A 14,770-nucleotide genomic window follows, 5' to 3' on the forward strand; every position below is an offset into this window, starting at 1 on the left:
TCGGACTCCATCGCACCGCCCCGGACGGCCGCGCAACGCTCCTGCGCCGTCCGCACGATCAACCTGCTCACCGCAGAACGGGGAAAGACGAATGCCTGACAACTCCGCCACCCGCGTCGCCGTGATCGGCCTCGGAGCCATGGGCCTGCCGATGGCCACCCACCTCGCACCCGCCTTCCCGGTGACCGTCTTCGACATCGACGCCGGGCGCCGCGCCCAGCTCGCCACCGCGGGCGCGGCGGAAGCGACCACTCCCGCGCAAGCCGCCGGGAACGCCGACGTCGTGCTGCTCGCGGTCCGCGACCAGCAGCAGGTCGAAGCCGCGCTGTTCGGCGCGAACGGCGCAGCCGAAGCGCTGAACCCCGGTGCCGTCGTGGTGCTCACCAGCACCGTCGGACCCGACGCGGCCCGCGAAACCGCCGCCAGGCTCGCCGAATCCGGTGCCCGCCTCGTCGACGCCCCGGTCAGCGGCGGCCCCACCCGCGCGGGCACCGGCGACCTGCTGATCGTCGTCAGCGGCGACGAGGACAGCCTCGACGCGGCCCGCCCGGTGCTCGACCGCCTCGCCTCCACCCTCACCGAGATCGGCCGGGAGCCCGGCGATGCGCAGGCGCTCAAGGCGATCAACCAGCTGCTCGCCGGCGTGCACATCGCCGCGGCCGCGGAAGCCGTGGCGATGGCCCGGGCGCTCGGCCTGGACCCGGCCACCGTCATCGACTCGCTGAGCAAGGGCGCCGCCGGATCGTTCATGCTCGCCGACCGCGGACCGCGCATGATCGAGGCCTACGGCGACGGCGCGGAAGTCCGGTCCCGGCTGGACATCTTCGTCAAGGACATGGGGATCGTCGCCGGCATCGCCAAGCAGGCGCACGTCCCGACGCCGCTGGCCTCGGCCGCCCAGCAGCTCTACCTGCTCGGCGAGCGCGCGGGGCTGGGCGGCTCCGACGACTCCAGCATCGTCACGCTGCTCTCGCCGAAGGAGGCGCAACGATGAGCCCTGCCGTGCTGCTGGGCATCGGCGCGGTGGGGATGGCGCTGCTGCTCTTCCTGGTGCTGAAGGCGAAGGTGCAGCCCTTCGTCGCCCTGCTGGTGGTCAGCACCGGAGTCGCGCTCGCCGGCGGCGTGCCGCCCGCTGAGCTCGTCGACACCGTCGAGAAGGGCATGGGCTCCACGCTCGGCCACGTCGCGATCATCATCGCGCTCGGCGCGATGGTCGGCCGCATCATCGAGCTCTCCGGCGGCGCGAACGTGCTGGCGCACACGCTCATCCGGCGCTTCGGGGAACGCCGCACGCCCCTCGCGCTCGCCGTGGCCGGGTTCATCCTGGGCATCCCGGTGTTCTTCGAGGTCGGCCTGATCATCCTGATGCCGCTGGCCTACGGCGTGGCGCGCAGCGCGAAGAAGCCGCTGCTGGTCTACGCGCTGCCGATGGGCGCGGCGATGCTGACCGTGCACGCGTTCCTGCCCCCGCACCCCGGCGCGGTGGCCGCGGCGAAGCAGATCGGCTCGGACCTGGGCTGGATCCTGCTGCTCGGGCTGCCGATCACGGCGGTCGTCGTCGGCGTCGGCTACCTCGTGTCGAACCGCTTGACGCGCAAGGAACATCCGATGTCGCCGGACGTGCGCGCCGAGGTCTACGGCTCCCCCGACCTCCCGCCGCACGGCTCCGGCGGAGGTGCGGCCGCGGTCGCCACGGCACCGGCCGAGGCGAAGACCGAACGGGCGCCGTCGTTCGGCATGATCGTGGCGCTCATCCTGACCCCGATCCTGCTGATCCTCGCCGGCACCGTCGGCCAGCTCGCGCTGCCCGAGGGCGCCGTGCTGAGGGAGGCGCTGACCGTCATCGGCGCGCCGATGGTCGCGCTGCTCATCGCGCTCGTGCTGGCCGCCTGGCTGCTGGGCATCCGGCGCGGCTGGTCGCACTCCCACGTCGCGGAGGTGATGGGATCGGCGCTGCCGCCGGTGGCCATGGTCATCCTCGTCGCCGGCGCAGGCGGGGTGTTCGGCAAGGTCCTGGTGACGACCGGCATCGGCGACGCGGTCGCCGACCTGCTGCAATCCACCGGGCTGCCGCTGCTGGTCCTGGCCTTCGCGATGACGCTCCTGCTGCGCGGGGCGCAAGGCTCGGCGACCGTCGCGCTGGTGACGACGGCCGGGCTGATCACGCCGCTGATGCAGGGGCTGGACCTGTCGCCGGGGCGGCTGGCGCTGGTCTCGCTGGCCATGGGAGCCGGCGCGCTCGGCCTCTCGCACGTCAACGACGCCGGGTACTGGATGTTCGCGAAGCTCGTCGGCCTGGAGGTCGGCAGCGCGCTGCGCACCTGGACGGCACTGACGACGGTCATGGGCGTGACGGGATTCGTGCTGACCGCGGCGGTCTGGCCGTTCGTCTGAGGTCCGTGAGCGCTTTGGGGTGCTATGACGCCCCAAAGCGCTCACGGACCGGACATCGTCACCTGGTCAGGAAGATCGGGTTCGTCATCGCCACCATCCGGCCGGCCCGGCGGACCTCCGCGCGCGCCCAGCGCGTGTAGCGCGGGTAGGTCGTCCACCGCGTGGTGAGCGAGCCGGTGGCGGGGACTTCCGCGGTGTGCTCCGGCCCCACCTGGTCCAGCAGCCGCACGGTCGTGCCGGGCACGCCGCTGACGGTCAGCTCGAACGTCACGGGTGTGCCCCTGTCGGCGGCGAGCCCTTCCCCGATGCCGGCGGTGCGCCGACCATCGGTCGCCGTGAAATCCAGCTGCACGGCGGATGATTCGGCGAGCCAGGAGCGCCCCGCACGCAGCCCGGCGAGCAGCTCCTCCCGCCGCAGGCCGTCCGCGAGCACCACGGTTTGCGGGCTTCCGACTACGTGTTCCGGGTTGTGCGCGTCGGAATTGCCGATCAGCGGAATCCAGTGGCCGGTGCGCAGCAGCCCGTCCCAGTGGTTGACCGCCGCTTCCTCCTCATCGGTCCAGCCCTGGTTCCACACCTCGACGAGATCCGCCAGCTCGTAGGCGAACTCGTAGGTGCAGCCGAAGCAACTGGCGAACGGGTGCGCGGCGGTGACCAGACCGCCCGCCTCGTGCACCTGGTCGACGAAGCGCCGGAAGCTGCGCGGGTCGTCGGCGCGGTAGCGCCAGTCGATCCAGGTCCCGGGCGGCAACCCGATCGCCGGCCAGTGCCCGGAACGCGTCGTGACCTCTTCACCGTTGAGGATCAGCAGGTCGTCGGTCGCGTGCTCACCCCACTGCAACGACGCCGACGACGTGTTGTGCTCGGTGGAGGTGATGAAGTCCAGGCCGGCGGCGCGGGCGGCCGCGACCAGCTCCGCGGGGGTCCGGCGGCCGTCGGAGTGCACGGTGTGCAGGTGGCAGTCCCCGCGGTACCACGCGCGGCCCCGCTCCCGGGCCGGCGCGGTCTCGGGAGCGGGGTTGGGGCGGGCCGGCGCATCGGCCGGGCCGAACCGCAGCGTGATGTCGACGCGATAGTTCATCCCCTGCGGCGCCACGGTGTAGGGGCCGAGGATGACGTGCCAGGTGCCCGGTGTGACCGGGCCCGGCAGGTAGCCCGGGGTGGCGCCGGCGGCGCTGATGGTGAAGCGGTCGCGGAACCCGCCCGACCAGCCGCGGAAGCCGCGCGCGTTGCCCAGCTCGTGCCCCTCCGGGCCGAAGATGCCGATGTCGCAGGCGTTTCCGCGAGTCCCGGGCGGGACCGCGGGCTTGTCGTAGGAGTAGGCGACCTCGATCTCGGCCACCCCGCGCGGCACCTGGACCGGCAGGTAGAACCAGTCTTCGATGCTCGGCCCGAAGGTGCCGGTGACGGTGCGGGTCTCGGCGCCCGCGGCCTGCTCGGCGAAGGCCACGCCCGGCAGCAGGTTCGCCGCCGCGATGACTCCTCCCGCGGCCAGGAAACCGCGCCTGCTCAGCAGATCCACCCATGCCTCCCATGGTCGAAGTGCCATGGATCCAATCGCCGCGACCTGACCTGAGCGGACACGGCGGATGAACCCCGTGCGGCGAGCGGCGGAATTCACCGCCCGGGTGCGCGATGAGTTTTCGCCGACCTCCGCGTCTAACCGGGAAGCACCGCAGGCGAACAGCGAGGAGGGCCATCCGGTGGACGAGCGAATCGCGACCGAGCCGGAGCTCTTCGGCGATGCCGCAACGCTGTTGGAGCGCGCCACCTGCTACGTCCTCGGCGCCGCGGCCGACATCACCACCGCGACGCTGGCCAACGCCACTCCGTGCGCGGGCTGGGACCTCCGGACGCTCGTCGCCCACGTCAACGATTCGCTGGCCGTTGTCGCCGACACGCTCGCATCCCGCGTTCCGGATGACGGCGAGGATTCCGCCGACCCGGTCGCAACCTTGCGCAACCGCGCCAGGGTGCTGCTGGAAACCTGTCTCTCCCACCCGGACGACGTCCACGTCGGCGGATTGCCCCTGGACGGCCGGATCGCCGCCGCGACCAGTGCGCTGGAGATCGCCGTGCACGGCTGGGACATCGCCCGGGCGTGCGGGCAGGACTCCCCCATCCCGGGCGGCGTCGCGACGGCGCTGGGCCGGCTGGCACCGATGATCGTCACCGAGGGCACCCGCCCGTCCCTGTTCGGGCCGCCCGTTGCGTGGTCCCGGCAGGCCACTCCGGGCGAACGCCTCGTCGCCTACCTCGGGCGCAATCCGCTCGCGGGACCGGGCGGCGGCCTCACTCCTCGCGGCTGAGCGCTTTCCAGTGCAGCTTTTCCCGTTCGCGCTTGGGCAGAGCCGCGACGACGAGGTCGTAGGAGTCCTCGATCATGTCCAGCACGAGCGGATCGGGCACGGAGCCGTCCAGGACGATCGTGTTCCAGTGCCGCTTGTTGAGGTGGTAGCCGGGCGTGATGGCCGGGTACGTCGCGCGCAGCTGGACCGCCAGCTCCGGCTCGCACTTGAGGCTGACCCGCAGCGGGTCGCCGCCCAGCCTGCTGATGGCGAAGATCTTGCCGGTGACCTTGAAAACGCTGTTGGTGTCGTCGAAGGGGAACTCTTCGCGCGCACCGGTGAGCGCGAGACATGCGTTCTTGAGCTCCTGCGGCGTCATGCGAGCAGCGTAACGACCGCCGCCTCCCGGCCGGTGCAGATCCGCGCCGAGAGGGTTGATTTCATTCAACACTGAAGCAATAGTGGTCGCAATCTTCGATGAGCGCGCAAAAAGGGCTGGAGCCCGCCGCGGGCGCGTCGCGGCGGGCTCCAGGTCTGGTTCGATCAGTAGCGGTAGTGGTCGGGCTTGTACGGACCGTTGACGTCGACGCCGATGTAGGCGGCCTGCTCCTTGGTCAGCTTGGTCAGCTTCACACCCAGCGCGTCCAGGTGCAGCCGCGCGACCTTCTCGTCCAGGTGCTTCGGCAGCACGTAGACCTGCTTGTCGTACTCGCCCGGCTTCGTGAACAGCTCGATCTGCGCGATCGTCTGGTTCGCGAAGGAGTTCGACATCACGAAGCTCGGGTGCCCCGTCGCGTTGCCCAGGTTCAGCAGGCGGCCCTCGGACAACACGATGATCGAGTGCCCGTCCTCGAAGACGTACTCGTGGACCTGGGGCTTGATCTCCTGCTTGCGGATCCCCGGCACCTTCTCCAGGCCCGCCATGTCGATCTCGTTGTCGAAGTGACCGATGTTGCCCACGATCGCCTGGTGCTTCATCTCCGCCATGTGCTCCGCGGTGATGATGTTGAAGTTGCCCGTCGTGGTCACGAAGATGTCCGCGATCCCGACGACGTCTTCCAGGGTGGTGACCTGGTAGCCGTCCATCGCCGCCTGCAGCGCGCAGATCGGGTCGACCTCGGTGACGATCACCCGGGCGCCCTGACCGCGCAACGACTCCGCCGCACCCTTGCCGACGTCGCCGTAGCCGCACACCACGGCGACCTTGCCGCCGATGAGCACGTCCGTGGCCCGGTTGATGCCGTCGACCAGCGAGTGCCGGATGCCGTACTTGTTGTCGAACTTCGACTTGGTGACCGAGTCGTTGACGTTGATCGCCGGGAACAGCAGCTCTCCGGCCTTCGCCAGCTCGTACAGGCGGTGCACACCCGTGGTGGTCTCCTCGGTGACACCCTTGATGCCCGCGGCGATCCGGGTGAACCGGCCCTCGTCGGCAGCCAGCGACTTCCGCAGGGTCTCCAGGATGACCTTGTACTCCTCCGGGTCGTCCTCGCCCGCGTTCGGCACCACACCGGCCGCCTCGAACTCGACGCCCTTGTGCACCAGCAACGTGGCGTCACCGCCGTCGTCGAGGATCATGTTCGGACCCTGGCCGTCACCGAACTGGAACAACTGGTCGGTGCACCACCAGTACTCCTCCAGCGACTCACCCTTCCACGCGAACACCGGCACACCCTCGGGCTTCTCCGGGGTGCCGTGGGGGCCGACGACGATCGCCGCCGCAGCCTCGTCCTGCGTCGAGAAAATGTTGCACGACACCCACCGGACCTCCGCGCCCAACGCGACCAAGGTCTCGATCAGCACAGCCGTCTGCACCGTCATGTGCAACGAACCCGCAACCCGCGCACCCTTCAACGGCTGCGAATCCGCGTACTCCTCGCGAGTCGCCATCAGGCCCGGCATCTCGTGCTCGGCCAACCGGATCTGATGCCGCCCGGCCTCGGCCAACGACAAATCCCGGACAGCGAACTCAAGGCCGTTGACCTTCTGCAACTTGACGCTCATCGCTACCTTCCCCTTGCAGGACTACTGATTCGGTTCTGCTCATCCAAAGTGGAACGCCGGAATGGCCCGATCTGCTACTGCACTCGGGCGCGCAACCGCGAGATCTCGCCGGTCGGATTCGGTGCGGCGTCAGGCCGCCGTCGACCGCGATGGATCGGCTCCGGGCCGCAATCTCAAGCCGCGCACAAAAAAAGCACCTCCCGTAGGAGGCGCCCTTACCGTGGTCTTCAAGCGGCTCGGCTGAGCGTGGCGGACGAAAGTCCGTTGCAGCGCCTCTCAGCCAGCGCTCGCGCCGTTGTGGCGCATCGTGTCGGTCAAACCCGGCGTGACCACATTCTGAAACCGGCTCAAGGGTTTGTCAAACGACTCCCGCCTCGCCGGACTCACCGATCCGCGCAGCGGGCGGCAGGCGGTTCGCCGATGATTTCCGCGCACACCAATCCGTCGCCGGCGGCCGGAACACCGGAAAGGCCCAGCGCCGCGCGCTGGTCCACTTCGGCACACCGCACCGGGCGGCCCTCGACCAGCAGCGGCGCGCGCTCGCGGGACGCACCCGCGTAGGCCAGGACGTGCCGAAGTTCACTGCCGTCCTCCAGCCCGATCCGTTCCGGACCGTGCAGGCACACCAGCCGGTAGCGGGCACCGCGTCCTTCGCATTCGTCGAGCACCCGGCGCTGTTCGGGTGTTGCGAGCCACACCGCGTGGTGTTCGACGATGCCCGGCGCGGTGGCCAGCACCGCCGGTCGCTGGCCGTCTCCCCTCGCCCGCAGCCCCGTCGCCCAGACGGCCGCGAGGCCGGTGCAGCGGGCGCGCAGCACGACCGCCGGCCCGGTCAGCCCCAGGTTCTCCCGCAACCAGGTGATCTTCGAGGGGCAACTGGAAGAACTCCGATGCCAGCCACAGACGCGACGCGCGACGACTCCGACACGACCACCGAGACCACCGGAGGCCTGGCCCAGGGCCTCAAGCGGCGGCACATGAGCCTCATCGCGCTGGGCGGGGTGATCGGCGCCGGCCTGTTCGTCGGCAGCGGCGTGGTGATCGGCTCCACCGGGCCGGCCGCGGTGATCTCCTTCCTGATCGCGGGCGTGCTGACGATCCTCATCATGCGGATGCTCGCCGAGATGACCGTCGCGCGGCCCGCGCTCGGGTCGTTCTACGCCTACGCCAGGGAAGCGCTCGGCGAGCGCGCCGGATTCGCGGTCGGCTGGCTGTACTGGTACTTCTTCGTCATCGTCGTCGCCATCGAGGCGGTGGCCGGCGGCAAGCTCGTCCAGCTGTGGCTGCCGGAGGTCCCGCTGTGGGCGGTGAGCCTCGTGCTGCTCACGACGCTCGCCCTGACCAACCTGGTTTCGGCGCGCTCCTACGGCGAGTTCGAGTACTGGTTCTCCTCCATCAAGGTCGCCGCCATCGTCGTCTTCCTGTTCCTGGGCGCGATCGCCGTCCTCGGCTGGTGGCCGGATTCGCCCGGCGGGCTGGGCAATCTCACCGCGCACGGCGGGTTCGCCCCGCACGGCGTCGCCGCCGTGCTCGTGGCCGTGGTGCCCTGCGTCGGCTTCTACACCGGGGCCGAGATCGTCACCATCGCGGCGGCGGAGTCCGCCGAACCGCGCCGCGCCGTGGCGAACGCGATGAAGTCGATCATCCTGCGCGTGGTGGCGTTCTACGTGCTGTCGGTGCTCGTCGTCGTGGCCGTGCTGCCCTGGAACTCCCCGGCCATCGAGGTGAGCCCCTACGCCGCGGTGCTGCAGGCGCTGAAGATCCCGGGCGCGGGCACGATCATGAACGTCATCGTCCTCACGGCGGTGCTGTCCTGCCTGAACTCCGCGCTCTACACGTCGTCGCGGATGCTGTTCGCGCTGACGCGCCGGGGCGATGCTCCGCGCGGCCTGACCAAGCTCAGCCGCACCGGGGTGCCCCGCCGGGCGCTGCTCGCCGGCACCGTCGTCGGCTACCTGTCGGTGATCGCCGCGTACGCCTCGCCCGACCTGATCTTCGCCTTCCTGGTCAACTCCTACGGCGCGGTGGCGCTGTTCGTCTACCTGATCATCGCGGTCTCGCAGGTGCGCCTGCGCAAGCGCCTCGGCCCCGACGGCGAATCGCAGCTGGCGCTGCGGATGTGGCTGTTCCCGTGGCTGAGCTACCTGACCATCGCGCTGATGGTCGTGGTGATCGCGGCGATGGCGGTGCTGCCCGACACCCGGTCGCAGTTCTGGCTCAGCCTCGTCACGCTCGCGGTCGTGCTCGCCGGCTACGAGATCCGCCGCCGGACGGGCGCCCCGCAGCAGGACTGACGAGGCGCCTCTCCACTGTGGGCGTCAGCGCGGGATGGCGGTGTGCTTGAACTCGTTGAGGTCGCTCCAGCTCAGCAGGTCCACCACGCGTTCGACGGTCGTGATGGACGCCGCCGGGTCGGCGCCCTGCGGAGCGCGGTTCATCAGCCGGACGAACACGGCCCGCTCGTCGACGATGAAGGTCGGCACGCCCCAAACGCGGTGCGAGGAAACGAAGTCCTCGTGCTCGGTGCGCACCTGCCCGAGCGCGGAACCGTCGTCGATGCGCGCGAACACCGCGTCGGCGGGAACGCCGTGGTCGGCAAGGACGCGCTGGACCACCGCGCGGTCCTCCAGGTGCAGTCCCTCATCGTGCCGCGCCTCGAACAGGGCGCGGTGCACGGCCGGGAACCGGTCCGGGAACTCGTCCCGGACCACGACACCGGCCTGCAGGGCGAGGATCCCGCTGTCCTGCTCGGGTTTCTCCCAAACGCTGGGCCGACCCTCCTCGACGTGCGCCTGGCCGAGGGAGAACGGCAGGTAGCGGACCTGCCAGTCGGCACCGGCGGCCAGGCCGGTGAGCAGGTGCTCGTGCGCGTTGCGGGCGAACGGGCAGCGGTAGTCCCAGGTGACGGCGAAAGCAGAGGTCATCTTCGGGTCAACATCCTTGTCCGGTATCGGGTCATGGGTAGCAGTAGGAATCGGAGGACGCGTCGCCGCCCTGCAGGCGCACTTGGTGGACCCGCCGGCCGCGGAATTCCGCGCCGTGCGGGAAGAACCTCTCGTCGACAGCCAGTCCGCCGCCCGTGTCCGGGTCGGTGTCGAGCTTGGCGAACCACGAGCCCACGCCGTCGGGGTAGAACTGGTCGTCCCACGACCCGTACAGCGAGTTCGTCAGGTAGATGCGCCGGCCGTCGCGGCTGACCTCCACCATCTGCGGCCCGCCGGCCAGCGGCCGGTCCGGCTCGGCCGGGTGCGGCACGCGGCCGATGATCCCGCCGAGGCGGACCGAGCCGGTCTCGCGGGGCCGCGCCGGATCGCTGACGTCGTACTGCTTCAGCTCGCCGGTGCCCCAGCACGAGACGTACAGGAACCGGTCGTCGACGGACAGGTTGATGTCGGTGACCAGCGGCGGCACCGCGCCGAAGGGTTGCAGCGCGGGCGGGAGCTCCTCGGCCGGCGCCGGCTCGGCGGGGATGGTGATCACCTTGTCGGCCTGCCAGTCGCCGTTCTCGCGATGCCAGCGCCAGACCGACGCCGACAGGTCTTCGGTGCTGACCACCACGCCGACGAAGCCCCAGGTCGCGCCGGGATCGTGCGACGGCCGCAGCTCCAGCACCATCTGGTGCTGCGCGCCGAGGTCCACGCGCTGCCGGTGGCGGCCCTCGGCCAGGTCCCAGAAGTGCAGGGCGTGGCCGTACTCGTTGTTCAGCAGCAGCTCGGGGACGACCCCGTCCTCGATCATCGAGGGCGTGCCCCACTCGCTGGTGATCAGGGTGTTCTGGTTGAGGTGCCACCAGGCGTCGTAGGCCAGGCGCTGCGGCCCGCGGTCGGTCTCCCACGCGCGCACGACGTCGAACGTGTCGTGGTCGAGCACCGCGATGCCGCCGGGTCCGTCGTCCCCGTTCGCGCCGCCGAGGCAGGAGAGGTAGATCCCGTCCGGGCCGCAGTGCAGCGTGTGCGGCCGGGAGTAGCCGGCCCCGGTCGCGAGCTCCTCGGCCGTCACGGTCCGCACCAGCCTCGGCTGTCGCGGGTCGGGATGGGTGTCGTAGATGTGCACGTTCGACGACCGCAACCCGGGTAGCAGCAGGTAGCGGCGCTGCAGGCCGTCCGTGTGGTGTCCGGAGTGGGCGAACGCGCTGCTGCACGCGTTCCAGCCGAAGTGGTGCAGTTCGTCGCCGCGGGTCGGCAGGTCGGCCCAGCCGACCACCCGGCCGAAGCTCGCCGACCCCGGATCGGTGTCGACGACGGTGAGCGCGTCCGGCTGCTGTCCGGACCGGTCGAACGCGACGACGTAGGCCAGGCGTTCGGCGGGCGCTGCGATGGCGTCGCCCGGGCTGCGGTAGAAGGTGGGATCGAGCTCGTGTCCGGTTGGAGAACTCATCGCGTCTCCTCGACTGCAACGTCTTCGTCACCCAGCGTCTCGCCAACCGCACTGAGCGTCGAGGCCGTCCACATCGTAGGACCCGCGCGCCCGCCGGACCGGGCTAAGCGGGTTGGTAGGTCAGGCAGTCGACGATGTCCCGCTGGTATCCGACGGAGATGCCCGGCGCCTGGCATTCGAGGTGGTCGTTGTACCGGCAGTCGGCCATCTTGCACGCCCCGACGTGGCCGATGGCGTTGGGGTCACCGCCGTCGAACTCGCCGCCGACGAAGGTGTCGCACTGCGCGTGGGCCGGTTCGCCGATGGTGATGGCCAGGGCGTGGCAGTTGTGGTCGTGGTTGAACGCGCAGTTCTCGGCCGTGCAGTTGTTCACCAGTGGCATTTCTGGCATTTCCATGTTTCCCCCCGGATCCGGTCGGTCGCCGAAGCGGTTCCCATGATGGACCGCGTGCGGCCGCCCGGCAGCGGATCCGGGGGCCCGTCAGCGGGCGGCGCGATGCCGCTCGCGGAGCAGGAAGCGCTGGATCTTGCCGCTCGGCGTTTTCGGGAGCTGCTCGACGAAGTGCACCGAGCGCGGATAGGCGTGCGCGGCGAACCTGCGCTTCACCAGCTGCTGGAGGTCCGCGACCAGCTCCTCGTCACCGGTCCGTCCCGCGCGGAGGACGACGTAGGCCTCCAGGACCTCGCCGCGCAGCTCGTCGGGCACGCCGATGACGGCCGCTTCGGCCACCGCGTCGTGGCGCACCAGGACGCTTTCGACGTCGAACGGCCCGATGCGGTAACCGGCCATGATGATCACGTCGTCGTCGCGGGAGGAGAAGAAGAAGGAGCCGTCGGCGTCCCGCGTCCCGGCGTCGCCGGTGAGGTACCAGCGACCATCGGCGGAGAAACGCTCGGCGGTCTTCTCCGGCGCGGCGGCGTAGCCGGTGAACCACATCAGCGGGCTGTCGGCGACGTGGAACGCGATGCGCCCCGCGGTGCCCGCGGGCGCCGGCTCGTCCCGGTCGTCGTGCAGCACGTCGGCGGACCAGCCAGGCAGGACGCCGCCCATCGAGCCGGGCTTGACCGGCTCGCGAACGCCGTCGGCCCAGGCGTTGACGACGACCATGCCGTGCTCGGTCTGCCCGTAGTGGTCGCGCACCGCCACGCCCAACCGCTCCTCGGACCAGGACACGACCTCCGGCGTCAGCGGTTCGCCCGCCGAAGACGCGCGGCGGAGCCGGATTCCCTCGGGCACGCCCGCCGGATCGGTGCGCAGGCTGCGGTAAACCGTTGGCGCGGCGGCGAAGTTGGTGACGCCGAACTCGCGGATGACCTGCCAGGTCAGCGCGGCCGAGAAACCCGCGTGCAGCAGGATGCTCCGGCGACCGGCCGCCAGCGGCCCGAGGATCGCGTAGTACAGGCCGTACGCCCAGCCCGGGTCGGCGGCGTTCCAGAACACGTCGTCGGCCCGGACGTCGAGCCCGAACTCCAGGTACGCCTGGAACGAGGCCAGGGCCTTGATCGGCACCGGAACGGCTTTCGGGGTTCCGGTGGTGCCCGAGGTGAACAGCTGGACCAGGATGCCGTCCCCGCCCCGGCGGACGGGTTGCGCGGTCGGCTCGTCGCCGCTGTACCGGCCGAGCAGCCCGGCGACGGTCGGCTCGTCGGCGGCGTCCCCGGCGACGACGATCCGCCACGGTGCGCCGGCCGGGATGTCCTCGCCCGGCTCCAGCTTGGCGCGCTGGTCCTGGTCGACCACGACGACCTTCGCGCCGCTGGCGTTGAGCCGCAGGGCGATGGCGGGCGGCGCGAAGGCGGTGAACAGCGGCACGTGCACGGCACCGCGGCGCCAGATTCCCAGCAGCGCCACGACCAGGTCGGCGGACTTGCCCATCAGCACCGCGACCGCGTCGCCCGGCTCGACGCCCAGGTCGGCGAGCGCGGCGGCGAAGCGCGCCGAGTCGCGGCGCAGCTCGCCGTAGGTGAGGTCCCGGCTGGTCAGGTCCGCCTCGACGACGGTGCAGGCCACGGCGTCCGCGGGATGGTCGTCGCACAGCAGGTCGGCCGCGCACGCGTCCGGCGAGCCGAACCTGGCGAGCAGTTCGGCCACCCGTTGCGGCGGCGTCGTCCCTGGTGCGGCGGTCGGCTCGATGCTCACGAATGCCCCTTCCCGCCGCTTGCTCCTTTGCCGCGGCGTAGCCGGGCGTTATGCTCCGCGCCACACATCAGTCCGCGATACCCCCGGAAAGGGGTGAAGGGATCGTGTACTTGCGCCCGGATGACGGGAACGCCTTCCGGCAGGCCGTGCGGGTGGTGCGGCAGCGGGCCGACGTGCCGGTCGCCTTCGGCGGGCAGGTCGCGGCGGGTTCCCTGCACCTCTCGGAGTTCGCCGGCGTGCGCACGGCCGCGCTCAAGGGCCTCCAGGTGCGCGCCGCGGCGGGTCTCGGCGGGCAGGTCATGACCTCCCGGCGCCCGGGCGCGGTGAGCGATTACGGGTCCGCGGTGACGATCAGCCACGACTACGACGTGCCCGTGCTCGCCGAGGGCATCTGCTCGGTGGCCGCCGCGCCGGTGACGGTGCACGGTTCCGTTCGCGGGGTGCTCTACTGCGCCGCACGCGGCGTGGTCCCGCTCGGCGACCGGGTGCTGGACACCATGGTCGACACGACCCGCCGGCTGGCCGGCGAGATCGCCGTCCGCGACGAGGTGGACCGGCGGCTGCAACTGCTGGACGTGGCGGACGCCGACAGCACGGCGCTTCGCGACAGCGTGGCGATCGAGGAGGTTCGCGAGCTGCACGCCGAGTTCCGCGCCATCGCCCAGGGACTCGACGACGCGGTCCTGCGCGACCGGCTGCACCGGGCGTGCGAGCGGCTGGCGCACCTCACCGACGCCCGGGACGCCGCCGATCCGCCTGCGTTGTCGCCGCGCGAGCTGGACGTGCTCTCGCAGATCGCGCTCGGGTGCAGCAACGCGGAAACGGCGCGGAGGCTCTCGCTGAAACCCGAGACCGTCAAGGCATATCTGCGCAGCGCCATGCGCAAGCTGGACGTGCACACCCGGCACGAGGCGGTCGTCGCCGCCCGGCGGCGCGGCGCGCTGCCCTGATTCCCCTGCGCGGCCCGGGAACGGTTGTGCGGCCGCTGTTGCGGGCGTCGCAGGCCTGACCCGACTCGGGCTACCGCGGGACGGTCGCGCCCGAGAGGCCGACGGCCTCCTCGACCGTGGTCGCGTAGGTGAACCGGTCGGCGACGTCGAGCATCTCCAGCAGGCGGTCCACGACCCTGTTCTGGGAGAGCAGAACCAGGTGCACCCCGCGCATCAGGGCGCGGTGCGCGGCCTCCAGCAGCACGACCGCGCCGTGGGTGGACAGGAAGGACAGCCCGGACAGGTCCAGGACCGCGGTGCCGTTGGTGGCCGAGAGGTGCGCACGCACCGCGTCGGCGAAGTTCGTGGCGCTGTTCATGTCCAGGATTCCGGCCGTTTCGAGGACGACGACGCCGGGCGCGGGGCTCGTGGTGCGCAGTCGCAGCACTCCTGGCGCGTGGTCGTCGGTGCCGCGTTCGGTGCGCGGGGCGGGGATGAAGGACATGTGCGGCCTCCCCAATGCTCGGGATTCGGGCTGTCGGCCACGTCGCGGAGAACCCCGGCGGGCCGCCCTCCACGCTACGGCCAAACCGTAGATCACCAGGCAAAATGACCATTCGAGCGCATCACAGCACGAA

The 14,770-nt window shown here is 71.0% G+C and carries 14 protein-coding genes; 5 read left to right on the forward strand and 9 right to left on the reverse strand.

Translation table 11 applies throughout. From position 1 onward, the window contains the following. Nucleotides 1-91 precede the first annotated feature (91 nt). The gene (locus tag ACWEV3_RS21660) at nucleotides 92-994 is read left to right on the forward strand and encodes an NAD(P)-dependent oxidoreductase (RefSeq protein ID WP_452615629.1); all 903 of its coding nucleotides are present in this window, start codon (nucleotides 92-94) and stop codon (nucleotides 992-994) included. After that, nucleotides 991-2,394, forward strand: coding sequence for a GntT/GntP/DsdX family permease (locus ACWEV3_RS21665; protein ID WP_452615630.1), 1,404 nt, complete (start codon nucleotides 991-993; stop codon nucleotides 2,392-2,394). Before ACWEV3_RS21660 ends, ACWEV3_RS21665 begins: the two co-directional genes overlap by 4 nt. Nucleotides 2,395-2,452: 58 nt before the next feature. Here the strand turns inward: ACWEV3_RS21665 and ACWEV3_RS21670 are convergent, their stop codons facing one another. After that, nucleotides 2,453-3,943 carry a CehA/McbA family metallohydrolase gene (locus ACWEV3_RS21670; RefSeq protein WP_452615631.1) on the reverse strand — a complete coding sequence of 497 codons (1,491 nt, stop codon included), beginning with the start codon at nucleotides 3,941-3,943 and terminating at the stop codon, nucleotides 2,453-2,455. Between the two features lie 154 nt (nucleotides 3,944-4,097). Here ACWEV3_RS21670 and ACWEV3_RS21675 point away from each other — a divergent pair, with 154 nt between their 5' ends. Beyond that, nucleotides 4,098-4,703: a TIGR03086 family metal-binding protein gene (locus ACWEV3_RS21675; protein WP_452615632.1), complete on the forward strand. Its 606-nt coding sequence runs from the start codon at nucleotides 4,098-4,100 to the stop codon at nucleotides 4,701-4,703. Here ACWEV3_RS21675 and ACWEV3_RS21680 read toward each other — a convergent pair. The 3 genes from ACWEV3_RS21680 to ACWEV3_RS21690 form a co-directional block, all read right to left on the reverse strand. After that, nucleotides 4,687-5,061: an MmcQ/YjbR family DNA-binding protein gene (locus ACWEV3_RS21680; RefSeq protein ID WP_452615633.1), complete on the reverse strand. Its 375-nt coding sequence runs from the start codon at nucleotides 5,059-5,061 to the stop codon at nucleotides 4,687-4,689. The genes ACWEV3_RS21675 and ACWEV3_RS21680 overlap by 17 nt on opposite strands. A gap of 164 nt (nucleotides 5,062-5,225) precedes the next feature. Next, complete coding sequence (gene ahcY, locus ACWEV3_RS21685) at nucleotides 5,226-6,686, reverse strand: adenosylhomocysteinase (protein ID WP_452615634.1); 1,461 nt, start codon at nucleotides 6,684-6,686, stop codon at nucleotides 5,226-5,228. Nucleotides 6,687-7,069: 383 nt separating this feature from the next. Continuing rightward, nucleotides 7,070-7,540: a gamma-glutamylcyclotransferase gene (locus ACWEV3_RS21690; RefSeq protein WP_452615635.1), complete on the reverse strand. Its 471-nt coding sequence runs from the start codon at nucleotides 7,538-7,540 to the stop codon at nucleotides 7,070-7,072. Between the two features lie 123 nt (nucleotides 7,541-7,663). On the opposite strand from ACWEV3_RS21690, the gene ACWEV3_RS21695 reads away from it, so the two are divergent. Further along, nucleotides 7,664-8,980: an amino acid permease gene (locus ACWEV3_RS21695; RefSeq protein WP_452615765.1), complete on the forward strand. Its 1,317-nt coding sequence runs from the start codon at nucleotides 7,664-7,666 to the stop codon at nucleotides 8,978-8,980. Between the two features lie 24 nt (nucleotides 8,981-9,004). On the opposite strand, the gene ACWEV3_RS21700 is transcribed toward ACWEV3_RS21695, so the two are convergent. From ACWEV3_RS21700 to ACWEV3_RS21715, 4 genes are all read right to left on the reverse strand, one after another. Further along, nucleotides 9,005-9,610, reverse strand: coding sequence for a DsbA family oxidoreductase (locus ACWEV3_RS21700; protein WP_452615636.1), 606 nt, complete (start codon nucleotides 9,608-9,610; stop codon nucleotides 9,005-9,007). Between the two features lie 31 nt (nucleotides 9,611-9,641). Beyond that, nucleotides 9,642-11,063: a selenium-binding protein SBP56-related protein gene (locus ACWEV3_RS21705; RefSeq protein ID WP_452615637.1), complete on the reverse strand. Its 1,422-nt coding sequence runs from the start codon at nucleotides 11,061-11,063 to the stop codon at nucleotides 9,642-9,644. 103 nt (nucleotides 11,064-11,166) lie between these two features. Beyond that, nucleotides 11,167-11,454 (reverse strand): DUF1540 domain-containing protein, encoded by a 288-nt coding sequence (locus ACWEV3_RS21710; protein WP_452615638.1) that lies wholly within the window; start codon nucleotides 11,452-11,454, stop codon nucleotides 11,167-11,169. A 90-nt stretch (nucleotides 11,455-11,544) separates the two neighbouring features. Next, entirely contained in the window at nucleotides 11,545-13,203 is a 1,659-nt protein-coding gene (locus tag ACWEV3_RS21715; RefSeq protein ID WP_452615639.1) for an AMP-binding protein, read from the reverse strand. A 104-nt stretch (nucleotides 13,204-13,307) separates the two neighbouring features. Here ACWEV3_RS21715 and ACWEV3_RS21720 point away from each other — a divergent pair, with 104 nt between their 5' ends. Next, a complete protein-coding gene (locus tag ACWEV3_RS21720) occupies nucleotides 13,308-14,153 on the forward strand; it encodes a LuxR C-terminal-related transcriptional regulator (RefSeq protein ID WP_452615640.1) in 846 nt (281 codons plus the stop codon). Between the two features lie 70 nt (nucleotides 14,154-14,223). Here the strand turns inward: ACWEV3_RS21720 and ACWEV3_RS21725 are convergent, their stop codons facing one another. Beyond that, entirely contained in the window at nucleotides 14,224-14,637 is a 414-nt protein-coding gene (locus tag ACWEV3_RS21725; RefSeq protein WP_452615641.1) for an STAS domain-containing protein, read from the reverse strand. Between the last annotated feature and the right edge of the window lie 133 nt (nucleotides 14,638-14,770).

The sequence above is a fragment of the Saccharopolyspora sp. NPDC003752 genome, from assembly GCF_053605825.1.